This is a genomic window from Serratia sarumanii, from assembly GCF_029962605.1.
In the GTDB taxonomy this organism is placed as follows: domain Bacteria; phylum Pseudomonadota; class Gammaproteobacteria; order Enterobacterales; family Enterobacteriaceae; genus Serratia; species Serratia sarumanii.
In genome coordinates this window covers 1252570-1275381 of sequence record NZ_CP124750.1, presented here as the reverse complement: position 1 = coordinate 1275381, position 22812 = coordinate 1252570, and the positions used below count along the sequence as shown (strand labels likewise).

The 22812-nt window shown below is 58.4% G+C and carries 21 protein-coding genes, 6 tRNA genes and 1 other RNA gene; 5 read left to right on the top strand and 23 right to left on the bottom strand.

Annotated elements, in window-relative coordinates; genetic code table 11:
* The first annotated feature begins 187 nt into the window (after nt 1–187).
* On the top strand, nt 188–535 hold the full coding sequence (locus SSARUM_RS06030; RefSeq protein ID WP_033637480.1) for a PsiF family protein: 348 nt from the start codon (nt 188–190) through the stop codon (nt 533–535).
* A gap of 216 nt (nt 536–751) precedes the next feature.
* On the top strand, nt 752–1504 hold the full coding sequence (gene gpmA / locus SSARUM_RS06025) for a 2,3-diphosphoglycerate-dependent phosphoglycerate mutase (protein ID WP_004939834.1): 753 nt from the start codon (nt 752–754) through the stop codon (nt 1502–1504).
* A gap of 49 nt (nt 1505–1553) precedes the next feature.
* Here gpmA and SSARUM_RS06020 read toward each other — a convergent pair whose 3' ends face one another.
* The 3 genes from SSARUM_RS06020 to aroG all read right to left on the bottom strand — a co-directional run bounded on the left by SSARUM_RS06020 (nt 1554) and on the right by aroG (nt 5101).
* Nucleotides 1554–2588 carry a M48 family metallopeptidase gene (locus tag SSARUM_RS06020; protein WP_033647148.1) on the bottom strand — a complete coding sequence of 345 codons (1035 nt, stop codon included), beginning with the start codon at nt 2586–2588 and terminating at the stop codon, nt 1554–1556.
* 7 nt (nt 2589–2595) lie between these two features.
* Nucleotides 2596–3786, bottom strand: coding sequence for a YjgN family protein (locus tag SSARUM_RS06015; protein ID WP_060430580.1), 1191 nt, complete (start codon nt 3784–3786; stop codon nt 2596–2598).
* Between the two features lie 262 nt (nt 3787–4048).
* A complete protein-coding gene (gene aroG, locus SSARUM_RS06010) occupies nt 4049–5101 on the bottom strand; it encodes a 3-deoxy-7-phosphoheptulonate synthase AroG (protein WP_060387392.1) in 1053 nt (350 codons plus the stop codon).
* Nucleotides 5102–5313: 212 nt separating this feature from the next.
* On the opposite strand from aroG, the gene SSARUM_RS06005 reads away from it, so the two are divergent.
* The 3 genes from SSARUM_RS06005 to zitB are packed head-to-tail and all read left to right on the top strand — an operon-like array spanning nt 5314 to nt 10078.
* Nucleotides 5314–5919: a response regulator gene (locus SSARUM_RS06005; RefSeq protein WP_060430578.1), complete on the top strand. Its 606-nt coding sequence runs from the start codon at nt 5314–5316 to the stop codon at nt 5917–5919.
* On the top strand, nt 5916–9116 hold the full coding sequence (locus tag SSARUM_RS06000; protein WP_060429675.1) for an ATP-binding protein: 3201 nt from the start codon (nt 5916–5918) through the stop codon (nt 9114–9116). Before SSARUM_RS06005 ends, SSARUM_RS06000 begins: the two co-directional genes overlap by 4 nt.
* Nucleotides 9116–10078 carry a CDF family zinc transporter ZitB gene (gene zitB, locus SSARUM_RS05995; protein WP_033637476.1) on the top strand — a complete coding sequence of 321 codons (963 nt, stop codon included), beginning with the start codon at nt 9116–9118 and terminating at the stop codon, nt 10076–10078. Before SSARUM_RS06000 ends, zitB begins: the two co-directional genes overlap by 1 nt.
* 35 nt (nt 10079–10113) lie before the next feature.
* Here the strand turns inward: zitB and pnuC are convergent, their stop codons facing one another.
* The 20 genes from pnuC to cydA form a co-directional block, all read right to left on the bottom strand.
* Entirely contained in the window at nt 10114–10839 is a 726-nt protein-coding gene (pnuC, locus tag SSARUM_RS05990; protein WP_033637475.1) for a nicotinamide riboside transporter PnuC, read from the bottom strand.
* Between the two features lie 20 nt (nt 10840–10859).
* Nucleotides 10860–11921, bottom strand: coding sequence for a quinolinate synthase NadA (nadA, locus tag SSARUM_RS05985; RefSeq protein WP_060429673.1), 1062 nt, complete (start codon nt 11919–11921; stop codon nt 10860–10862).
* Between the two features lie 323 nt (nt 11922–12244).
* Nucleotides 12245–12369, bottom strand: a non-coding RNA gene (locus tag SSARUM_RS05980) — RtT sRNA.
* A gap of 74 nt (nt 12370–12443) precedes the next feature.
* A tRNA-Lys gene (locus SSARUM_RS05975) sits at nt 12444–12519 on the bottom strand.
* Nucleotides 12520–12525: 6 nt separating this feature from the next.
* Nucleotides 12526–12601: transfer RNA gene (locus SSARUM_RS05970), tRNA-Val, on the bottom strand.
* A 29-nt stretch (nt 12602–12630) separates the two neighbouring features.
* A tRNA-Lys gene (locus SSARUM_RS05965) sits at nt 12631–12706 on the bottom strand.
* A 156-nt stretch (nt 12707–12862) separates the two neighbouring features.
* Nucleotides 12863–12938: transfer RNA gene (locus SSARUM_RS05960), tRNA-Lys, on the bottom strand.
* 7 nt (nt 12939–12945) lie between these two features.
* Nucleotides 12946–13021, bottom strand: a tRNA-Val gene (locus tag SSARUM_RS05955).
* A gap of 29 nt (nt 13022–13050) precedes the next feature.
* Nucleotides 13051–13126: transfer RNA gene (locus tag SSARUM_RS05950), tRNA-Lys, on the bottom strand.
* A gap of 178 nt (nt 13127–13304) precedes the next feature.
* On the bottom strand, nt 13305–14099 hold the full coding sequence (cpoB, locus tag SSARUM_RS05945; RefSeq protein ID WP_033647153.1) for a cell division protein CpoB: 795 nt from the start codon (nt 14097–14099) through the stop codon (nt 13305–13307).
* 9 nt (nt 14100–14108) lie between these two features.
* On the bottom strand, nt 14109–14618 hold the full coding sequence (gene pal, locus SSARUM_RS05940; RefSeq protein ID WP_025160033.1) for a peptidoglycan-associated lipoprotein Pal: 510 nt from the start codon (nt 14616–14618) through the stop codon (nt 14109–14111).
* Nucleotides 14619–14662: 44 nt separating this feature from the next.
* Nucleotides 14663–15955: a Tol-Pal system beta propeller repeat protein TolB gene (gene tolB, locus SSARUM_RS05935; RefSeq protein ID WP_004939856.1), complete on the bottom strand. Its 1293-nt coding sequence runs from the start codon at nt 15953–15955 to the stop codon at nt 14663–14665.
* Between the two features lie 132 nt (nt 15956–16087).
* The gene (gene tolA, locus SSARUM_RS05930; protein ID WP_033647156.1) at nt 16088–17290 is read right to left on the bottom strand and encodes a cell envelope integrity protein TolA; all 1203 of its coding nucleotides are present in this window, start codon (nt 17288–17290) and stop codon (nt 16088–16090) included.
* Between the two features lie 81 nt (nt 17291–17371).
* On the bottom strand, nt 17372–17800 hold the full coding sequence (gene tolR / locus SSARUM_RS05925; protein WP_004939859.1) for a colicin uptake protein TolR: 429 nt from the start codon (nt 17798–17800) through the stop codon (nt 17372–17374).
* Nucleotides 17801–17812: 12 nt separating this feature from the next.
* A complete protein-coding gene (gene tolQ, locus SSARUM_RS05920) occupies nt 17813–18496 on the bottom strand; it encodes a Tol-Pal system protein TolQ (protein WP_004939862.1) in 684 nt (227 codons plus the stop codon).
* The gene (gene ybgC / locus SSARUM_RS05915; protein ID WP_025160034.1) at nt 18493–18897 is read right to left on the bottom strand and encodes a tol-pal system-associated acyl-CoA thioesterase; all 405 of its coding nucleotides are present in this window, start codon (nt 18895–18897) and stop codon (nt 18493–18495) included. Before ybgC ends, tolQ begins: the two co-directional genes overlap by 4 nt.
* A gap of 130 nt (nt 18898–19027) precedes the next feature.
* Nucleotides 19028–19324, bottom strand: a complete 297-nt coding sequence (gene ybgE, locus SSARUM_RS05910; RefSeq protein WP_033647158.1) for a cyd operon protein YbgE — start codon at nt 19322–19324, stop codon at nt 19028–19030.
* A complete protein-coding gene (gene cydX / locus SSARUM_RS05905; RefSeq protein ID WP_004939868.1) occupies nt 19324–19437 on the bottom strand; it encodes a cytochrome bd-I oxidase subunit CydX in 114 nt (37 codons plus the stop codon). Before cydX ends, ybgE begins: the two co-directional genes overlap by 1 nt.
* A 17-nt stretch (nt 19438–19454) precedes the next feature.
* A complete protein-coding gene (gene cydB, locus SSARUM_RS05900; RefSeq protein WP_019454033.1) occupies nt 19455–20594 on the bottom strand; it encodes a cytochrome d ubiquinol oxidase subunit II in 1140 nt (379 codons plus the stop codon).
* A gap of 14 nt (nt 20595–20608) precedes the next feature.
* Nucleotides 20609–22177, bottom strand: a complete 1569-nt coding sequence (cydA, locus tag SSARUM_RS05895; protein ID WP_019454034.1) for a cytochrome ubiquinol oxidase subunit I — start codon at nt 22175–22177, stop codon at nt 20609–20611.
* Between the last annotated feature and the right edge of the window lie 635 nt (nt 22178–22812).

The following is a 22812-nucleotide window of genomic DNA, read 5'->3' as shown; positions in this document are numbered from 1 at the left end:
CCCTCGCCGTGCGGCCGGGGGCAATTTGTTATAAATGCTTACCTTTTAACGCTATCCCCCCACCGGCGCCCGCCTTCCCTTATTCCAAAGCGCGCACTACACTCAGGCTACCGTGATAAGCACAACGCCTTGTGCAACGTCACCTTTTTCGGCCGATGGCGGCCAATCAATAGCTGAAGGAACACCTATGCGTCTGATTACTGCACTTCCATTGCTGGCGGGCTTAATGCTGAGCACCAATCTGATGGCGGCCGACGCGACGACGGCGACGAAAACGCCTTCGCCGGCGCAGGCGGCTCAACAGAAACGCATGACCGACTGCAACCAGCAGGCATCCACCAAATCGCTGAAAGGCGCCGATCGTTCCACCTTCATGAGCACCTGTCTGAAATCCGAAGGCTCCGCCGCGACGGGCAAAACCCTGACGCCGCAGCAGCAGAAAATGAAGAACTGCAACGCCGACGCCAAGACCAAAGATCTGAAGGGCGACGCGCGTAAAACCTTCATGAGCAACTGCCTGAAAAAATCGGCCTGATTTTCCCCACGCCACGGCGCGCCCGAAGCGATTTTGGCGCGCCGTTTCCCCCCTCGCAGCGCCAGCCTGAACGATTCAGCTTTTTCCTTTCGCCAGCCCTTACTTTGCGGCAAGAAATTGGCTATGGTTAGACACTATCGATTGCCGAGCCCCGGCCCGCGGCAATATAATGATTTTCGTTATCATTGAAATGTCAGATTATTAAGGAGTTAAGCTATGGCTGTAACTAAGCTGGTTCTGGTGCGTCACGGCGAAAGCCAGTGGAACCAAGAAAACCGCTTCACCGGTTGGTACGATGTTGATCTGTCCGACAAGGGCCGCACCGAAGCGAAAGCAGCAGGCAAGCTGTTGAAAGAGGAAGGTTTCACTTTCGACTTCGCTTACACCTCCGTACTGAAGCGCGCGATCCACACCCTGTGGAACATCCTCGACGAGCTGGATCAGGCCTGGTTGCCGACCGAAAAATCCTGGAAGCTGAACGAACGTCACTACGGCGCGCTGCAGGGTCTGAACAAAGCGGAAACCGCCGAAAAATACGGCGACGAGCAGGTGAAACAATGGCGTCGCGGCTTCGCGGTGACCCCACCTGAGCTGACCAAAGAAGACGAACGTTACCCTGGCCACGATCCGCGCTACGCTTCGCTGACCGAGCAAGAGCTGCCGCTGACCGAAAGCCTGGCGCTGACCATCGATCGCGTGATTCCTTACTGGGACGAAGAGATCCTGCCACGCATCAAGAGCGGCGAGCGCGTGATCGTTGCGGCGCACGGCAACTCGCTGCGCGCGCTGGTGAAATACCTGGATAACCTGAGCGAAGACGAAATCCTCGAACTGAACATCCCAACCGGTGTGCCGTTGGTGTATGAGTTCGACGAGAACTTCAAGCCAACCAAACGTTACTACCTGGGTAACGCCGACGAGATCGCTGCAAAAGCGGCCGCCGTGGCAAACCAGGGTAAAGCGAAGTAATTTCGCCCGTTAACGAAAAAGCCCCCGGTGAAAACCGGGGGCTTTTTTATTACTGCTGCGCCATCGCCTCGTTCACCGCGTCCAGCCGTTCCTGCATCGCCGGATGGGTGCTGAGCCAGGCCGGCAGCGCCCAGCCGTCAGCCGTTTCGCGTTCAGGCGCCTGCGCCAACGCGCGGTAGATCGCCGCCATTTGCGCCAGCGAACGCCCCTGGCGCTGCATTTCCGCTATCGCAAACGCATCCGCCTCACGCTCCATGCCGCGGGAAAACTGCATCTCATTCACGAAGGACGCAGACTGCAGCAGCGTGTCGCCGATGCCGCTGACGTCGCCGGTCATCCACATCAGCGTCAACGCCACCAGTGACGAACGCACCAGCATGCGCATCGGATGGCGATAAGCGTGATGCCCCATCTCATGCAGCATCACCGCCGCCAGAGCATCGTCGTTTTTCGACAGGGCGACCAGCCCATCGCTGAGCACCAGCGTGCCGTCCGGCAACATAAAGGCGTTCGGCGCACCGGGCGCCGCCATCAGCTTCAACGACAGCGGCGTACGCTCCTGGCGCATCTCGGCCGGCATCACCTGCCGGAACAGCTGCTGCAACGCCTGCTGACGCTCGGCCGGCAATGCGGAGGGTTCAAAGCCGCTTTGGCTCAAAAACGTCTGCGTATGTTCGCCCAGCGTCTGTTCCACCGAGGTAGGGATGCGCATGGCGATCTCGCTGCTCGCCCACGGCAGCACGACGTTAACGTAGGCTACGACAGCCAGCAGCGTCATCAGCAGCGCCACGGCGACGCCGCGTTTGTGGCGCTCCAGGCGATGCACCCAGCCCGGCGAACGGCGCTGATAGAACCAGCGGCGGAAGGCCGCATCGTCATCCGGCACAAAGCGCGCGCCGTCCTTGAAGGTCAGCGTCAGCGGAATATTGCCCAGCGCCGCAGAGACGGTGATGTCCGCCAAGGGGATGTAACGTTGCTCATCCTGCCGCTGCAGCGTCACGCCCTCGCCGCTTTCGTTCACCAGCAGGCGAGCCGCCTCACGCGCGGCCCGCCCCGGCAACTGATAGGCGCCCTCGAGGATCATCGGCGCCTCAGAAGCTGCCGCCCAGATCCAGCGCCTGCAACGCTTCTTCGGCCACCGCGCTGTTGGCGGTTTCCTGATGCGCCGCGATGTCCAGCAATGCCAGATCGCCTTCGACCGCCGTGCACTCCGCCAGATAACGGGCGTGGCGCACTTCCGCCACCGGCACGGCGAAACCGAGCGAGAACAGGGTGATCAGGGTATTGGTGATCAACAGCCCCATATACGGCAGCGTTTGCATGGAAGAGTGCAGTTTAACGTTGCCGTTCAGCGTCGCCTGGTTAAACAGATAGTTGCGTTGGGCGACGACCTGGTAGCTGCCGGCGATCAAGGCGCCAATCAGCAGCACCACCATCATCAGCAGCAGGCTGCCAATATTTTCCAACACCAGCAAATCGGCGGTTTCATCCGTCAGCATGCCCATCAATACCATTTGGTACAGCGACAGAATGAACGACCCCATACACACCAGCGCCGCCAACATAAACGGCAGGAAAATGAGCAGGCCGATCAAGGCAAATTTGATAAAGGCCGACTTTTTCAGCTCGGCAATAAACGGCGTATTCCCGAAAAACAGGTTATTAACGTACAGATCGTGCTGCAGCGCGCTAATAATACCGTTGACGGCGGCGAATGCCGGCACGGCCAACAGCAGCGTCAACACCAGCATCAGGCCGATGGCGTTGATGCTTTCAAAACCGCTGCCAATGCTGAGCAAAATGATTAAGGCGACATAAAGCCCGATAATCAGCAATAGCGGGCAGAACAGTAACGCCCAATAAGCGCGCCCGGTGCGGCAAACATAATTAAAACGCACGCCGCGATAGCTCGACATAATCGCATTGTAGCGCCAGCTGCGGATAACGATCCACGGCAGCAGGGCAAGCAACACCAGCAAAGCCAGCAGCCCCAGCAGTGGCGTTACCGCCAACAGGATATAAAATACGATGAGGCCGCCGATCACCAACAGCCGCCCTTTCAGAATTTGCAGCGGTTGCGCATGGTAATCGAAACGATCGCCGTCCAATTCCGTGTTACCGTAAAAATAGCGGCGGCGGCGCACCGTCGCCCAGGCGGAATAGATGCCCAGCGTCACGATGGTCAATAATGCGTTAACCAACCAAATCGCGAAGTACTCGCCGCCTTTCCCATGGAATTTAATCCGGTGCAGCCCCAGCGGCTGCGAGGTATTGCTTGTCATAATTCTTTCGTCCTGAAAGGAATAGGTCATACCACTCCCCGCTTATTTGTCATGCGGGGTTTGTGGAATAAAAAAGCGTCTTATATAAGCACAATGCCGCGAGCAGTGACAATTATTCTTTTATTAAATAGGAATAATGCGAAGGTGGCCGCTTAATGATTTCATTGGCCTATTAAGTGTAAGCCTTAAATTATCGGGAGAGAGAAGTACAATGACAAGGATAAAACAAGGACCCGCTGCCGGGCCCTTGTCATTTTAGCTATTATCCGCGGCGCGCTTTCACCGCCGCCGCCAGATCGCGCAGCACGGTTTCGGTATCCTGCCAGCCGATGCAGCCGTCGGTCACGCTCTTGCCGTAAACCAGCGGCTCGCCGCTTTCAAGGTTCTGGTTGCCTTCCACCAGGTGGCTTTCGATCATCACGCCGATGATCGCTTTTTCACCGCCGCCAATTTGCCCGCAAACGTCAGCGCTCACGTCCATCTGCTTTTTGAACTGTTTGCTGCTGTTGGCATGGCTGAAGTCGATCATCACCTGCGCCGGCAGCCCGGCTTTGCTCAGGCCGGCTTTGACGTCCTTCACGTGCGCCGCGCTGTAGTTCGGCTCTTTGCCGCCGCGCAGGATAATGTGGCAATCGCCGTTGCCGCTGGTGTTAACGATCGCCGAGTGGCCCCATTTGGTCACCGACAGGAAGCAGTGCGGCGCGCCGGCGGCGTTGATGGCGTCGATCGCCACCTTGATGGTGCCGTCGGTGCCGTTCTTGAAGCCGACCGGGCAGGAAAGGCCGGAGGCCAGCTCGCGGTGCACCTGCGATTCCGTGGTGCGCGCGCCGATGGCGCCCCAGCTCATCAAATCCGCCAGGTACTGCGGCGTGATCATGTCGAGGAATTCGCCGGCGGCAGGCAGGCCGCTGTCGTTGATCTCCACCAGCAGCTTGCGCGCCAGGCGCAGACCGTCGTTGATGTTGAAACTGTTGTCCATCTGCGGATCGTTGATCAGGCCTTTCCAGCCCACGGTGGTGCGCGGTTTTTCGAAGTATACGCGCATGACCACTTCCAACTCGCCGCTCAGTTCTTCACGCAGCGCCAGCAGGCGCCCCGCGTACTCTTTGGCGGCTTTCGTATCGTGGATAGAGCAAGGACCAATCACCACCAGCAGGCGATCGTCGCTGCCGCGGAGGATATTGTGAATTGCGCTGCGGGCCTGGGACACCGTCTTTGCTGCGCGTTCAGTGGCCGGGAATTTCTCCAGCAAAGCCACCGGCGGCAGGAGTTCCTTAATATCATTAATGCGTAAATCGTCGTTTTGGTAATTCATAGCTTTTCCATTCGGTATCGAGGGGTATTTCGCAGTGCGTAACGGTGTAGATCCCAACAATCTAGCCTGTGGGAATGGCGCTGTAAATCACCTTTGCCCCCCGCCGCTGGAACCGCCAAATTAACAGCAGATTGTGCTGTTTCATCAGGGGAGCGCAGAGCCTCCTTTTTCGCTATGCTAGCGATCGGAATATAAAGCGACCCGAGTTGAACATGCCCTCTCTGTTATTAGTTGATGATCACCCGGTGGTTCATGTCGCACTGGAAGCGGCGCTAATGAAATCATCCCGCCCCTACCGCCTGCAGGCGGCGCAGGACGACGTCCAGGCGCTGGCCCTGCTGGCCGAGGCCGCTTTCGGCCTGGTGATCCTGGATATCGGCCTGCCGCAGGTCGACGGGCTGCAGCTGTTGAAAAAAATCCGCCGCCGCTACCCGCAGCAGCCGATCCTGATCTATACCGCGCAGGAGGCCGAGATCTATGCGCGCATGGCGCATGCCGCCGGCGCCAACGGTTTCGTCAACAAAGGCAGCTCGTTGGCAGAGTTGTTGCAGGCGATCGAGCAGGTGCTGGACGGTGAAACCCGCTTCCCCGCCACCGCGCTGGCCGAAGAAGCGCCGACGGCAGACGGCGGGCTGCTCACTCCTAAAGAGCTCGAGGTGCTGGGCTTGTTGAGCCAGGGGCTGTCCAACCTGCAGATCGCCGATCGGCTGCACATCAGCAACAAGACCGTCAGCACCCACAAGAAGAACATCCAGCGCAAAACCGGCGCCGGCAACCTGCTGGAGCTGGTGGCGGTGTTTAAAGAGCTGGCGCCATGATGCGCCGCGCCCTGCTGCTACTGCTGCTGTGGTGCGGTCTGGCGCAGGCGGCAGAGCCGGTGCGCTATCAGCTGGTCAGCAATCTGAATACCCCCGAGAATATGCTGATCGTCGGCGAGAAAAACCCCTGGCGCGACCGTACGCTGCGCGTCGGCATCGTCAGTGAGAACACCAGCCCGTACAACATCATCGTGGATGACGATCTATATGGGCTGAATGCCGACTACCTCGGCTATATCCAGCAGGTGACCGGCATTCGCTTCGCCATTTACGGCTTTGCCGATCTGACGCAGCTGGAGCAGGCGCTGCACGACGGCAAGATCGATCTGCTGTACGGCATCCCGCAGAGTGAGGCGCTGCACGGCCTGGCGATCTCTCAGCCCTATTACGTCAGCAACCTGCGCGTATTGCGCGATCGCAGCAACGATCGGCCGGTGATGCTCAACTCCGCCAACGCCCGCGTCGCAATCGGCGCGCTGACCGACATGCAGTCCGGCGGCGCTCTGCAGGCGGTCGCGTCGCAGATCCAGCGCTACGACAACAATCTGCAGGCGGTCTACTCGCTGCTCAACGGCAGCAGCGACTACTTTATCGCCGACGAGGCCAGCGCCAGCTTTATCATCGATCAGCTGCAGCTCGGCCAGCTCTATCAGATTGAAAGCAACGAGAACCTGGGCAACCTGTCCTTCGTGTTCGCCGCCGACGACTCGCGGCTGATAGACACGCTGGACACCGCCATCGCCGACGCGCCGATGGAGCTGATGAACGCCCTGCAGGGCCGCTGGAGCAAGAAGATCCCCAGCTACCTCGACACCGGCAATGCCGATCTGACGACGATGGAGAAGAATTGGGTGGCGAGCCACCGCGTGGTTTACTACGCCGCCATCGAGAACAACTTCCCGTTCGCCTACCGCGGCTCCGACGGCCAGCCGCGCGGCTACGCCATCGACATTCTCAACATCATCGCGCAAAACACCGGGCTGCGTTTCGCGCCGCTGTGGGCGCGCAACGCCGAGCAGGCCGATCTGCTGGTGCAGTCCGGCCAGGCCAGCTTCCGCGCCGCCCTGCCGCTGGCGCGCGGCGTCAAGGCGCGCTACGGCGCCAGCATGCCGATCCACCGTTCGCTGTGGGGGGTTTACGTCGGCCAGCACGCTAACGGCATTTCCACCTGGAGCGATTTGGCCGGCAAGCGCATCGGCGTGCTGCAGGGCGATTTGGCGCGGGGGCTGGTGCCGGAACAGGAGCAGACTGTCAGCTTCGCCGACAGTAAGTCGATGTATGACGCGCTGGCCAACGGCCAGCTGGATGCGCTGGTGGATAACGTCATCTCCGCCAACTTTTTGGCGCTGTCACGCTATTCCGGTGCCATCAAGCTGGCCTTCGCCGCCAACAACATCCCCTATCCGGTGGCCTTCGGCGTGCGCCGCGATCAACCTCTTCTGTTGGCGATCCTCGATAAGAACCTGATGCAGATCCCGGCGGACACCCTGCAATCGCTGCGCGACGAGTGGATCGTCGACCGCAGCAACCTGATCGACGCGGTGAATGACAACCGCATGCCGCCGCAGACCACCTGGCTGCTGGCGCTGCTGGCCGCCGCCACCGTGCTGCTGCTGGCGCTGACGCTGCGCCGTTTCATGCTGCAGCGCCGTGAAAAACGCGAACGCAAAGAACTCGAGCACGCGCGCCGCCGCGCCGAGGCGGAAAACCGCATGAAGAGCAAATTCCTCGCCACCGTCAGCCATGAGCTGCGCACGCCGATGCACGCCATCCTTGGCCTGCTGGAACTGGAGCTCAAACGCCAACCCGCGCCGGAAGGCCTGCCGGTGATATACAGCTCGGCCTCATCGCTGCTCAACCTGCTCAACGACCTGCAGGATCACGCGCGGCTGGAAACCGGCTCGCTGACGCTGGCGCCGAAACCGGTGGTGCTGCGCCCCTGGGTCGCACGCATCGACGCCCTCTACCGGCCGCTGATCGGCGAGCGGCCGTTGACGCTGAGCGTGCTGGCGGATCCGGCATTGCCGGAGGCGGTAGTGATTGATGGTGAGCGTTTACTTCAGGTGGCTAACAACCTGATAAACAACGCGATAAAATTTACGCCGCGCGGCGCCATTCAGGTCGAGATCGGCTGGCGCGCGCAGGATGAGCGGCAGGGGGAATTGCATCTGACGGTGAACGACAGCGGCTGCGGTATCGCCGCCGATGAAATAGACAAACTGTTCCAACCGTTTTACCGCGCGCGCGGCGCGCAACGCATCTCGGTGCAGGGTACCGGTTTGGGGCTGTCGATCTGCAAAGAGATCGTCGAACAGATGGGCGGCCGCATCGAGCTGCGCTCGCAGCCGGGCGTAGGCACCCGCGTCGAGGTCGCGATACCGGTCGAGCTGAGCGGCGCGGCGCCGGTTGCCGCCCCGGAGGAAAGCCCCTTTGCTCTGCCGTCTTCCGCCTTGCGTACCGCGCTGATCGACGATCACCCCACCAATCTGTTGCTGATGGAGCGCCAGCTGCGCCACTTCGGGCTGCAACCCGCCCGCTTCGAACAAGGCTATGCGCTGTTGAAGGCCCAACGCCGGCAACCGTTCGATCTGCTGTTTATCGACTATAACATGCCGCGCCCGGACGGCCTGACGCTGGCCAGGCTGATCCGCCGCGACGAACAGCGGCTGCAACGCCCGCCTTGCCGCATCGTGCTCTGCTCGGCAGACGTGCAGGAGTTTACCCGCATTCCTCCGGGGCTGGTGGCGATCGACCACTTCCTGACCAAACCGATTTCACTGGCGGCGATCGGCCAGGTGTTGGCTCAGCAACCGCAGGTGCAGGAAGCAAAGTCAGTCCTTACTGACCTGCGACAAACGCTGGCCGAAATGGCGGGTGGCGATCGCGCCATGCTGCAGCGGCTGGCGCAGACGCTCGGCGATACGCTGCGGCAAGACCGGCAGCGGCTCGCGGACGCCGTCGCCGCGAACGACTGGCCGCGCCTGGAGCAGGCGGCGCACCGCATCAAGGGCAGCCTGCTGATGCTGCAACTGCCGGAAGCCGCGCAGCTGTGCCAGCAGCTGGTGGAAACCGCACGTCGGGGCGCGCTTGCCGCCGCCGCTTATACTAAATTAAAGGCGTTAGTGGCGCAGATAGTGCCGGAGCTGGACGCTCTGCTCGCCGCCGCCCCCACTTTGGCTATGCATAAGGATGAATAATGTCGGACACTCCACACGTACACCTGCCGAAAGACAGTAATAGTAAACGCCTACTGACCGCTTTTTTAGTCACCGCCGTCTTTATGGTGGCCGAGGTGGTCGGCGGCCTGTTGTCCGGCTCGTTGGCGCTGTTGGCCGACGCCGGCCACATGCTGACCGATGCCGCCGCGCTGCTGGTGGCGCTGATGGCGGTGCACTTCTCCCAGCGCAAGCCCAACGCGCGCCACACCTTCGGCTACCTGCGCCTGACCACCCTGGCGGCCTTCCTCAACGCCGCGGCGCTGCTGGTGATCGTGGTATTCATCCTGTGGGAGGCGATACGGCGTTTCTTCGAGCCGCAGCCGGTGATGGGTACCCCGATGCTGATCATCGCCGTAGCGGGGCTGCTGGCGAACCTGTTCGCCTTCTGGCTGCTGCATCGCGGCAGCGAAGAGAAAAATATCAACGTGCGCGCCGCCGCGCTGCATGTGCTGGGCGATCTACTCGGCTCGGTGGGCGCCATCGTCGCCGCCATCGTCATTCTTGCCACCGGCTGGACGCCGATTGACCCGATCCTGTCGGTGCTCGTCTCCTGTCTGGTGCTGCGCAGCGCCTGGCGGCTGCTGAAGGAGAGTTTCCACGAGCTGTTGGAAGGCACGCCGCAGGAGGTCGATATCGCCAAGCTGCAAAAAGACCTGTGCCTGAATATCCCGGAAGTGCGCAACATCCATCACGTGCACGTCTGGCAGATCGGCGAACAGAAGCTGATGACGCTGCATGCGCAGGTGATCCCGCCGCATGACCACGATGGGCTGTTGCAACGCATTCAGGCTTATCTGTTGGAACACTACAAGATTGGCCACGTGACCATTCAGATGGAGTACCGGCACTGCGAGACGCCGGACTGCGGTATCAACCGGGCGCCGGAGCCGAGTGAACACTCACATGCCGAAGCCCACTCCCATCTGGGACATCGTCACTAAGCCAAGAGGGCGCCATCACGGCGCCCTCTGCGTTGTTAAGGTGCGGAAGAGAGCGGGTTGGAACCATTGCGCCCGGCGCTCTTGATCCATAGCCAGGAGCCGTTCAGGGCAATCAGCGTCAGAATGACATACTCCAGCGCCATCGCGTACACCCCCTGGTAGGCGAAGATCGCCACGCTGATGACATCGATAACCACCCACAGCAGCCAGTTTTCCACGTACTTGCGCGTCATCAGAATCATCGCCACGATGGAGAGCACCATCATCGCCGAATCCCAGAACGGGAACGCGTCCGGCTGCAGCTCAGGCATCTGCACGTTCAGCCCCAGCCCTTGCATCACTGCCACCGCGATCTGCGTCAGCCAGGCGAACACGCGGTCGATATTGAAGGTCATCAGGCCGATGCCGATGACGCAGACCGCCGCCCAGGCCAACGCTTTCGGCAGCGGCAGCCAGCGGATCTGCAGCTCAGCCTGATTATCCTGGGTCTGGCGGCTCCAGGCATACCAACCGTAAATATTGGCGCCGAAAAAGAACAGCTGCAGCAGCAGGCTGGCGTACAGCTGGATCTGGAAGAAAATCACCGCGAACAGCGTGACGTTGATCAGGCCGAACAGGTAGTTGATGATTTTTTCCTTGCTGGCGTACCAGATGCACAGCAACCCGAACAGCGTGCCGATGGCTTCGATCCACGACAGATCGTAACCGCCCGCGCCAAGCGGAATGTGCACCAGAATATTGCTGGTACTGAAGAAGCTCATGAGGTCATCCTTTTAAACGGTTAAGCGTTGCCTTTAACCTGCATTTTAAGCTGAGCGGCGAAATCCAGCATGCGGTTCAGCGGCACCAGCGCCTTTTCACGCAGCGCGGCGTCCACATGGATCTCATGCTGCGCGCCCCCCTGCTCCAGCCCTTCGGCAATCGCCTTCAGGCCATTCATCGCCATCCACGGGCAGTGCGCGCAGCTGCGGCAGGTCGCCCCTTCTCCGGCGGTCGGCGCTTCGAACAGCTCCTTGTCCGGACAGGCCTGCTGCATCTTGTAAAAGATACCGCGATCGGTGGCGACGATCAGCTGTTGATGCGGCAATGTTTTCGCCGCCTGAATCAGTTGGCTGGTCGATCCCACCGCATCCGCCAATTCAACCACCGCCTGTGGCGATTCGGGATGCACCAGAATGGCCGCCTGCGGATAGAGCGCCTTCATGCGCCGCAGCGCCTGAGTCTTGAACTCGTCATGGACAATGCAGGCGCCTTGCCAACACAGCACGTCGGCGCCGGTATGCTTCTGCACGTAGCTGCCGAGATGGCGATCCGGCGCCCAGATGATCTTCTCGCCCAGGCTGTCCAGGTGTTCGATCAGCTCGACGGCGATGCTGGAAGTGACCACCCAGTCAGCGCGCGCTTTGACCGCCGCCGAGGTGTTCGCATAGACCACCACGGTACGATCGGGATGGCTGTCGCAAAACGCATGAAACTCCTCTTCCGGGCAGCCCAGATCCAGCGAACATTCGGCAAACAGCGTCGGCATCAGCACCTGCTTTTCCGGGCTGAGGATCTTGGCGGTTTCCCCCATGAAACGCACGCCGGCCACCAGCAGCGTGGAAGCCGGATGGGTGCTACCGAAGCGCGCCATTTCCAGCGAATCCGCCACGCAGCCGCCGGTTTCTTCCGCCAGCGCCTGGATTTCCGGATCGGTATAATAGTGGGCGACCATCACCGCATTGCGCTGCTTGAGCAGGGTTTTGATCTTCTCGCGATAAAAGGCTTTTTCGGCTACGTCCAGCGGTACCGGTTTAGGCGGGAAGGGATACACCGCCGCATTGACATCAAACATTTCACTCATCGCTGCAATCTCATGCTAGGCTGGGCGCCTGCCGCGTGAATATCGCCTGCCGCAACGCCCTTCGTTTTATATACTAAACAAAATACCTAAACTTGCGCGAAAAGTCCGCTGATATTTTCATATTTGCGCATCCATTGTTTAATGAATTAAAAACACGGACGCTGGCCGTGCAGTTCACAGCGGATAATGGCCTGACGAGACCGTATAGCCCGTTCAGAGAACAGCGGGATGATGATCGGTGCAGTGTTGAAACGAGAAAGCACGTATGTAGGTTACGGTGCTGCAGATGCGAAAAAAGCGCCAAAAGGCGCTTTTTTCTGAATTGGTGGGTCGTGCAGGATTAATTCGGCCTGTGGCCTCACCCTGCGGGCAACGCTGCGCGTTGTCGTATCGCTGCGCGATGCTCGAACCTGAGCGCAGACTCTCACCCGCACGACTCGGTGAACTCTGTTGGCAAGAGGATAAAGCAGAATCTGGTGGCGTAGATGCGAAAAAAGCGCCAAAAGGCGCTTTTTTCTGAATTGGTGGGTCGTGCAGGATTCGAACCTGCGACCAATTGATTAAAAGTCAACTGCTCTACCAACTGAGCTAACGACCCGCAGTGTGGTGGGTGATGACGGGCTCGAACCGCCGACCCCCTCCGTGTAAAGGAGATGCTCTACCAACTGAGCTAATCACCCACTGCTGTGGTTACTGCTACTTCAGAAATTGGTGGGTCGTGCAGGATTCGAACCTGCGACCAATTGATTAAAAGTCAACTGCTCTACCAACTGAGCTAACGACCCACTGATGTGGTTTACTGCTGATGGCGAATAGGTTACTGAAACCAACTCGCGGAAAACAAGGATGGGGATGTTCAGGACAACTCGACGGGTACTCGACTCGGACCTTTACTTTGCCACATCAAACCGATTCTGAAGCTGCCATTCTTTCTTAAAGAATGGTGGGTCGTGCAGGATTCGAACCTGCGACCAATTGATTAAAAGTCAACTGCTCTACCAACTGAGCTAACGACCCATAACAGTGGTGGGTGATGACGGGCTCGAACCGCCGACCCCCTCCGTGTAAAGGAGATGCTCTACCAACTGAGCTAATCACCCACTGTTGTGGTTACTGCTACTTCAGAAATTGGTGGGTCGTGCAGGATTCGAACCTGCGACCAATTGATTAAAAGTCAACTGCTCTACCAACTGAGCTAACGACCCAATTTCCCTGCCGCTTTAACATCTTGCAAGATGTCTTGGCAACGGCGGCATATATTACTAATTTATCTTGGCAGCGCAACCTAAATTTTTTACCGATGCGTTCAACTGCTTGTTCTTCACGCGAATGAGCCCAGAAATCGGTCAAATCGACTAACTTCTGGGCTCATTTTTCTGACTGTTAACCGCCTACGCGACTTTTCGCCTGTTTGGCCGCCGCACTGGTTGGGTACTGTTTAATCACCTGCTGGAACACGGCTTTGGCTTTATCGGCCTGCCCTTTCTCCTGCATGATGATACCCACCTTGTACATGGCGTCCGGCGCCTTCGGTGATTTAGCGTAATTCTTCACCACCACCGCAAAATAGTAGGCCGCGTCGTCTTTTTTACCCTTGTTGTAGAACAACTGGCCCAGCCAATAGTTGGCGTTGGGCTGGTAAGTAGACTTCGGGTACTGTTTTACGAAGGACTGAAAGGCGGAAATCGCCTGGTCATACTGTTTTTTTTCCAGTGCCAGAGAAACAGCGGCGTTGTAGTCGCTGTTCTCATCACCGCCGCTCGGCGTGGCGGAGGCGGCTGCGGGAGCGCTGCCGCCCGCATCGGAAGATGCGCCTGCGGCTGCCCCGCCGGCAGCGCCCGCGGCCGCAGAGGCGCTCTGAGCGCCGCCCTGGCTGAGGCTATCCATCTGCTGATAGATTTGCTTCTGGCGTTCAACCACCTGATTCAACTGATACTGGCTTTCCTGGATTTGCCCACGGAGAGAATCAATGTCGCGTTGGTTATCAGAGAGTTGTTGCTGGAGTTGATTTAAAAGCTGGCCTTGAGCATTGCTGATGCGCTCAAGCGAGGTGACGCGGTCTTCGACCGAGCCGGAGCCGACATTACTGATTGGCGCTTGGGCAGTAGCGGCCCAGGGGGCCGCTACGCCAACCAGTAACGACAGACTCAACAGGTGACGTCTGAAGTTACTGTTCATGCGATTCTCTTAGTAAACCAGAACGGCACGACGGTTTTTAGCATAAGCCGCTTCGTCGTGGCCCAGTACTGCTGGTTTTTCTTTACCGTAAGAAACGATAGAGATCTGGTCAGCGGAAACGCCTTTACCCTGCAGGTACATTTTAACGGCGTTAGCACGGCGCTCACCCAGAGCGATGTTGTATTCCGGCGTGCCGCGTTCGTCAGCGTGGCCTTCAACGGTCACTTTGTAAGACGGGTTGTTACGCAGGAATGCAGCGTGCGCGTCCAGCATCTGAGCGAATTCGGAGCTTACGTCATACTTGTCCAGGCCGAAGTAAACGATGTTGTTCTTCTGCAGTTCTTGCATCTGCAGACGAGCTTGTTCTTCGGAAGACAGGTTGCTGCTGCCGTTTTCCATACCAGTGCCAGCGCCCATACCAGATTGGTCGTTGTTTGCGCTTTTGTTAGAACTACAAGCTGCTACAGCCAGAACTGGCAGTGCCAGCAGAAGCCCTTTCAGCACTTTGTTCAGTTGCATTTCTTTGATCCTTTTATAGTTTGCCATACATATTTACACATGCATCACAGATACGGCGACCAGGCAGGGAATTTGACCTGTCCATCAGTTGCCGGAAGACGCGCTTTGAAACGCCCATCAGTTGACACCAACTGCAGCACGGAGCCCATACCTTGCGTCGAGCTATAGATCACCATGGTGCCGTTTGGCGCAATACTAGGCGTTTCATCCAGGAAGGTACCGGTCAAAACCTGAACGGCGCCCGATCCAAGATCTTGTTTGGCGATGTGTTGCGCACCACTGTTGGTGCTGACCATCACCAGGAATTTACCGTCGGAGCTGACTTCAGAATCCTGGTTCTGAGAGCCTTCCCACGTCAGGCGCTGTGCGGCACCGCCGCTGGCGCTGATTTTATAAATCTGCGGACGCCCGCCCTGGTCGGAGGTAAACGCCAGAGACTGGCCATCCGGGAACCAGGTCGGTTCGGTGTTGTTGTTGCGGCCATCGGTCAGCTGCGTGATCTGGCCGGAGCCGAGGTTCATCACGTACAGGTTCAGGCTGCCGCTCTTGGACAGCGCGAAGGCCAGTTTGCTGCCGTCCGGCGAGAACGCCGGCGCACCGTTGTGGCGCGGGAACGAGGCGATCTGGCGGATGGCGCCGTTAGCCAGGGTCTGCACCACCAGCGCGGAACGGCCGCTCTCGAAGGTCACGTAAGCCAGTTTGCTGCCGTCCGGCGACCAGGCCGGGGACATCAGCGGCTCAGGCGAACGGTGCACCGTAAACTGGTTGTAACCGTCGTAATCCGCTACGCGCAGCTCATACGGGAATTTCCCGCCGTTGGTCTGCACGACGTAGGCGATACGGGTACGGAACGCGCCCTTGATGCCGGTCAGCTTCTCGAACACTTCGTCGCTGGCGGTATGGGCAGAATAACGCAACCACTGTTTGGTCACTTTATACTGATTCTGCGCCAATACGGTGCCCGGCGAACCCGAGGTGTCCACCAGCTGGTAGGAGATCAGGTAGCTACCGTCGGCGCCAGGTTGAACCTGGCCGACAACCACGGCGTCGATGCCCAGCGCAGTCCAGGCCGCCGGGGTCACTTCAGACGCGGAGGTCGGTTGCTGCGGCATGCGCGCCACGTCGATCGGGTTGAATTTTCCGCTGTTGCGCAGATCCGCGCCGACAATCTTGCCAATATCTTCCGGCGGCGTGCCTGGGCCCGCCCATTTAAACGGCACCACGCCAATCGGACGAGCGGAGTCGACCCCTTGGGTGATTTCAATGCGAACTTCCGCGTGCAGCACGGACGCCCACAGAATTAAAAAACCTAGCGCTACTCGAAATGCCTGCTTCATCTCATCTCCCTTATCCAGGCGGGATGCCTGCGATAAATTAGCAGAATTTTAACAAACCAACTTACGTAAAACTACATAATCCCTGTTGGTTACCTTAGTACATCCCTGTGATATCACTCAGTCAATCAACCGTTATTTCGGTTTGAATTCAAGGATAGAATTCTTAAAGTGCTGATAAACGGCATCGCTCGGCGGCTTCGGTATATGCGCCAACTTGGCGGCAGACACCGCGGCCTGACACAGCGCCGGATCGCCGCCCGCCGCTTGTACGCTTATCAGCAGGCCGTCCGGCGCCAGCTTGATACGCAGATCGCAGGTTTTGCCGGCGAACGAGCTGGCGTCATAGAACTTGCTCTGAATCGCCCCCTGAATTTGCCCCATATAACCGCTGATATCCGCCCCGCTGGCCCCAGCCGTTTTGGCATTGCCCTGCCCGGCCGGTTTACCGTCGCCCTTCGATTTGGCACCGCCGCCTTTCGGCGCGTTCTTGCCGTCCGCCAGGCCACCAAACAGATCGTTGACCTCCTCCGATTGCTTCGCAGCCTCAGCGGCGGCCTTCTTCTTGGCGTCCGCGGCGGCTTTCTTGGCGGCAGCGGCTTTCTCGGCTGCAGCTTTCTTCTCGGCTTCCGCTGCGGCTTTTTTCTCGGCTTCAGCGGCCGCTTTCTTCTCCGCAGCTTCTGCGGCTTTTTGCTCTGCGGCGGCGGCCGCGGCTTTCTTCGCCTCTTCCGCCTGTTTCTTGGCGGCGGCAGCGGCGGCCGCTTCTTTCTTGGCTTCCGCTTCGGCTTTCTTCTGCGCGTCCGCCTGCGCTTTGGCTATCTTGTCCGCTTCAGCCTTCGCCTTCGCGGCGGCGGCCTCGGCGACCTTCTGTTGCTCTTTGGCCTTGGCTGCGGCGGCTTCCGCCGCTTTTTGCTGCTCGGCTGCCTGTTTCTGCTGCTCCGCCGCCTTCTGCTGTTGCTCAGCCTGCGCTTTGGCGTCCTGCGCGGCTTTCTCCTGCGCCGCCAAACGCTCTTTCTCCAGCTCTTTCAGGCGCTGCTGTTGCTCCGCCTGCTTCTGCTGAAGCTCTTCGGCCTGTTGCTCCGCCTTTTTCTGGCGCTGCTTTTCGGCACGCTGCGCATCGTTGCTCTGCTGCTGCTGGCGATTGTACTGCTCCACCACCGCGCCGGGATCGACCATCACCGCGCCCACCACGGTGCCATCACCGCCACCGCCGGCGCCCATGTCGACATTTTCCTGCAGCGATCCCCAAATCAGCAGGGCAATCAGTATGAAGTGCAGAACGACCGAAACAATAACGGCGCGGTTCAGCTTATCGTTTTGCTCAGTTGCCTTTACCAAAATAGATTCCCAAAAACTGGTGTTGCTTATACGGGGTTCCTGGGCCGCAGCGCAGGAACCGGGTTGCCGTTCGCCTTACGGTCAGATTGGCTGGGTCATCAGCCCCACGGAAGCCACGCCCGCCTGATGGAGAATATTCAATGCCTTGATAATCTCATCGTAAGGGACTTCCTTCGCACCGCCGATCAAAAAGACCGTTTTCGGGTTAGCCGCCAAACGCGACTTGGCTTCGGCCGCGACTTGCTCAGGCGGCAACAGCTCCATACGGTTGTGATCCACCACCAGGGTGTATTGACCTACGCCGGAAACCTCGAGGATCACCGGCGGATTGTCATCGCTGGACACCGTTTTGGAATCGGTGGCGTCCGGCAGGTCAACCTCCACGCTCTGCGTGATGATTGGCGCGGTTGCCATAAAGATCAGCAGCAGCACCAGCAACACGTCGAGCAGCGGAACGATGTTAATTTCGGACTTCAGCTCGCGCCGACTACGTCCACGTACTCTCGCCATGCTACCTCCTACTTATTTGCTGTCGCTGGAGAAGGCCTGACGATGCAGAATAGCGGTGAACTCTTCCATAAAGTTGTCGTAATTCTGCTCAAGCTTGTTGACGCGCTGGTTGAGACGGTTATAGGCCATGACCGCCGGGATGGCGGCGAACAGACCGATCGCGGTGGCGATCAGCGCTTCGGCGATACCCGGCGCCACCATCTGCAGCGTGGCTTGCTTCACCGCGCCCAGTGCGATAAAGGCGTGCATGATCCCCCACACGGTGCCGAACAGGCCGATGTACGGGCTGATCGAACCGACGGTGCCGAGGAACGGAATATGGGTTTCCAGCGTTTCCAGCTCGCGGTTCATCGAAATGCGCATCGCGCGCGACGCCCCTTCGATCACCGACTCCGGCGCATGGTTGTTGGCGCGGTGCAGGCGGGCGAACTCTTTGAAGCCGGAATGGAAGATCTGCTCGGAGCCGGTCAGGCTATCGCGACGCGCCTGACTTTCCTGGTACAGACGGGAAAGCTCGATACCGGACCAGAATTTGTCTTCAAAGGCTTCGGCGTCACGCGTCGCCGCATTGAGGATGCGGGTGCGCTGAATGATGATCGCCCAGGAGGCTACCGAGAAGCATATCAAAATCAACATGATAAGCTTAACCAGCAGGCTCGCCTTCAAGAATAAATCTAGGATGTTCATGTCAGTCACTGCTTAAACTCCGCGACAATAGACTTAGGAAGCGCTCTCGGCTTCATTTGGTGTGGATCAATACAGGCAATCAGGACATCTGCCTGGCTCAGTAGGGCCCCGTCAGAATTGACAATGCGTTGAGCAAACGTGAGAGAAGCCCCGCGCAGACAGGTGATTTCACTCTGTACCTCCAGTTGCTCGTCGAGACGAGCCGGAGCCAGATAATCCACCGTCATGCGCCGGACGACAAAAGCGACTTGTTCACTGAGCAGCTGCTGTTGATGAAAGTTGTGCTGACGCAGCATCTCTGTGCGCGCTCTTTCAAAAAAGGCGACGTAGCGGGCGTGATAGACCACACCACTGGCATCGGTATCCTCGTAGTAAACGCGAACCGGCCATCGAAACAACGTATTACTCACTCTACTTCCCAGCAATGCAATTTAACGCTGCTACTATACGCAAGACGGATCGGGTTGGGAATGGGTTACAAGATGGGAATGAAAATAATTATGGGCCGTGAGGGCCCATAACATGGGGACATCGGGGAGATTATAAAGAAACGTAAAGTAATCCTGCGCACAAGATCACAATTGCGGGAAGCGGCGCGAAAAAGGCCCGCCAAATGCTGCGCTGCGGGCGGAATCCGAAACCGTGGATCACCCCGGCGCACACCGCCCAAATCAGCAGCAGCCCTTCCCAAATCTCCAGCGAGCTGGTTTTGGCGGCGAAACGCGTCGGATCCCAGAACACGCACCCCGCCAAAACCAACGCCAGCACCAGGGAAAGGGCCCGGATCGGGCCCTTGTCGGTGACAGCGTACAGCTTGTCAATCACGGACGAGCTCATCACTTACCGTCTTGCTGAGCTTTGGTCGCTTCGCTCTGCTCAAGCGCCAGCGCCGTGATGATGCCGAAGGCGCAGGCAAGAAGCGTTCCGAGAATCCAGGCAAAATACCACATGGTTTAGCTCCTTATCCTTAGTACAGCGAATGCTTGTTGTTTTCGATGTAGTTCTTGTCGAGGCGACCGAACATTTTGTAGTACGACCAGCTGGTGTACGCCAAAACGATAGGCACAAAGATCGCCGCCACGACGGTCATCACTTTCAGCGTCAACAGGCTCGACGTCGCGTCCCACATGGTCAGGCTGACGTTAGGCACGGTGCTGGACGGCATCACGAACGGGAACATGGTGACCCCGGCGGTGAGGATGACGCAGGCGATGGTCAGCGACGAGGTGACGAACGCCAGCGCGCCTTTCTCCAGACGCGAGAACAGGATGGTGAACAACGGCAGCACCACGCCCAGCGCAGGCAACGCCCACAGCAGCGGATACTTGTTGAAGTTGATCAGCCAGGCGCCGGCCTGATGCGCCACTTCTTTACGCATCGGGTTGGATTCCGCCAGGGTGTCCAGCGCCGACGTCACGACGAAGCCGTCGATGCCTTTCACCAGCCATACGCCCGCCAGCAGGAAGCACACCGCCATGATCAGCGTCGCGATCTGCGCCGCAGCGCGTGAACGCAGGTGGATCTCGCCGGTGGTGCGCATTTGCAGGTAGGTCGCCCCCTGGGTGACCAGCATGGTCAGGCTGACCACGCCCGCCAACAGACCGAACGGATTCAGCAGTTGGAAGAAGTTGCCGGTGTAGAACAGGCGCATGTACTCGTCCATGTGGAACGGCACGCCCTGCAGCAGGTTGCCGAACGCCACGCCGAAGACCACGGCAGGCACAAAGGAGCCGATGAAGATGCCCCAGTCCCACATGTTGCGCCAGCGGCTGCTCTCCAGCTTGGAACGGTAATCGAAACCGACCGGGCGGAAGAACAAGGCGGCCAGCACCAGGATCATGGCGACGTAGAAGCCGGAGAAGGCCGCTGCGTAGACCATCGGCCAGGCGGCGAACAGCGCGCCGCCGGCGGTGATCAGCCACACCTGGTTACCGTCCCAGTGCGGGGCGATGGAGTTGATCATCACCCGGCGCTCGGTATCGGTTTTCCCGATGATGCGCACCAGAATGCCGACGCCCATGTCGAAACCGTCGGTGACGGCGAAGCCGATCAGCAGTACGCCAACCAGGACCCACCAAATAAATCGCAGTACTTCATAGTCAAACATACGTGGACTCCTGTTTAGCGCGCTTCCTGCACGGCGGCAGTCGGTTGTTCAAAGTGATAGCGGCCGGTTTTCAGGCTGCTTGGACCCAGACGCGCAAACTTGAACATCAGGTACAATTCAGCCACCAGGAACAGGGTGTACAAGCCGCAGATCAGCCCCATCGAGAACAGAATGTCGCCCGCGGTCAGCGAAGAGTTGGCGACCGCCGTCGGCAGCACCTCACCAATCGCCCACGGTTGGCGGCCGTATTCCGCCACGAACCAGCCGGACTCGATCGCGATCCAAGGCAGCGGCAAACCGTACAGCGCCGCGCGGTGCAGCCATTTTTTCTGGCCGATGCGGCCGCGGATCACGTTCCAGAACGACAGGCCGATGATCAACAGCATGATCACGCCACAGGCCACCATGATGCGGAAGGCGAAGTACAGCGGCGCCACGCGCGGAATGGAGTCCTTGGTCGCCAGCTGGATCTGCGCTTCCGTCGCGTCGGTGACGTTCGGGGTATAGCGCTTCAGCAGCATGCCGTAGCCCAGGTCTTGCTTGGTTTTGTTGAATTCGGCGCGCACCGCAGGGTCGGTGTTGCCGCCGCGCAGCTCTTCCAGCAGCTGGTAGGCTTTCATCCCGTTGCGGATGCGCACTTCATGCTGCGCCATCAGATCTTTCAGGCCGGTGACCTGAGTGTCCGTGGAGCGGGTGGCGATCAGGCCAAGCGCATACGGGATCTGAATAGAGAAGGAGTTTTCCATCTTGTCCTGATCGGGAATGCCGAACAGGGTGAAGGACGCCGGCGCCGGCTGGGTGTCCCATTCCGCTTCGATAGCGGCCAGTTTGGTTTTCTGCACGTCGCCCATTTCGTAGCCGGATTCATCACCCAGAACGATAACGGACAGAATGGCAGCCATACCGAAGCTGGCAGCGATGGCGAAGGAGCGCTTGGCGAAGGCGATGTCGCGGCCTTTCAGCAGGTAGTAGGAGCTGATGCCCAGAACGAACATCGCGCCGCAGGTGTAGCCGGAAGCCACGGTGTGAACGAATTTCACCTGCGCAACCGGGTTAAGCACCAGTTCGGAGAAGCTGACCATCTCCATGCGCATGGTTTCGAAGTTGAAATCCGACGCGATCGGGTTCTGCATCCAGCCGTTGGCGACCAGGATCCACAGCGCGGACAGGTTGGAGCCGAGGGCCACAAACCAGGTTACCGCCATGTGCTGCACCTTGCTCAGACGATCCCAGCCGAAGAAGAACAGGCCGACCAGCGTCGATTCAAGGAAGAACGCCATCAGACCTTCGATAGCCAGTGGGGCCCCGAAGATATCGCCGACGTAGTGAGAGAAATACGACCAGTTAGTCCCGAACTGGAACTCCATGGTCAAACCGGTGGCCACACCCAGAGCAAAGTTAATCGCAAATAACTTTCCCCAGAATTTGGTCATGTCTTTATAGATTTGTTTGCCAGACAGGACATATACCGTTTCCATAATTGCCAGCAAGAACGCCATACCGAGCGTTAATGGGACAAATAAGAAATGGTACATCGCCGTTAAAGCAAACTGTAAGCGCGACAGTTCGACAATATCAAACATCTTGACTCCTTGCTCCTCGCAGGAAGACTCCGACACGCGGTTATCGGCACGCCTCTTTCAAAGCCGCCAGTAACGCCCCGCAGTGAATGCCCTTAAACACAACAAATTTGATCCAGCTTCTCCGCTTTCAACCGCACACTCGGCCAATAGCCCCTCGGGCCCTCGACAAGCACGCCACTGAAAACCGACAACGGGTAACAAATGCAACAAGATCAACCATCCATAATCACAACATGGATGATACTCGCCCAATCCCACACAATAAATAGGTTTTTACGTGACGTGGGTTAGACTTTTGGTTACAGGTCAAATCTTAGCCGAAAGAGGTACTTCGGGCTAATTTGATCTGAGACAATTTAAGCCTATCCGCATCTTATTTCCATATTCATCAGCACATTTCGCATAATTTTCTTAGGGTCATGTTGCGCAATGGTTTAATTGTTTTTTAATGATATTTTTGTGTTAAATAAATGTAATTTAAAAGAGCCGCCATTGTATTATTACGCGCTTATTATGCGACATAATTAACCTTTTATTTCCAATAAGCCGTGACAGTGATAGCAGTCACAAAACAACAAATCTCTCTCCAATATTAGTCTATTTCTCGCGATGGGATCGTAAAGGTTGCGATTTTG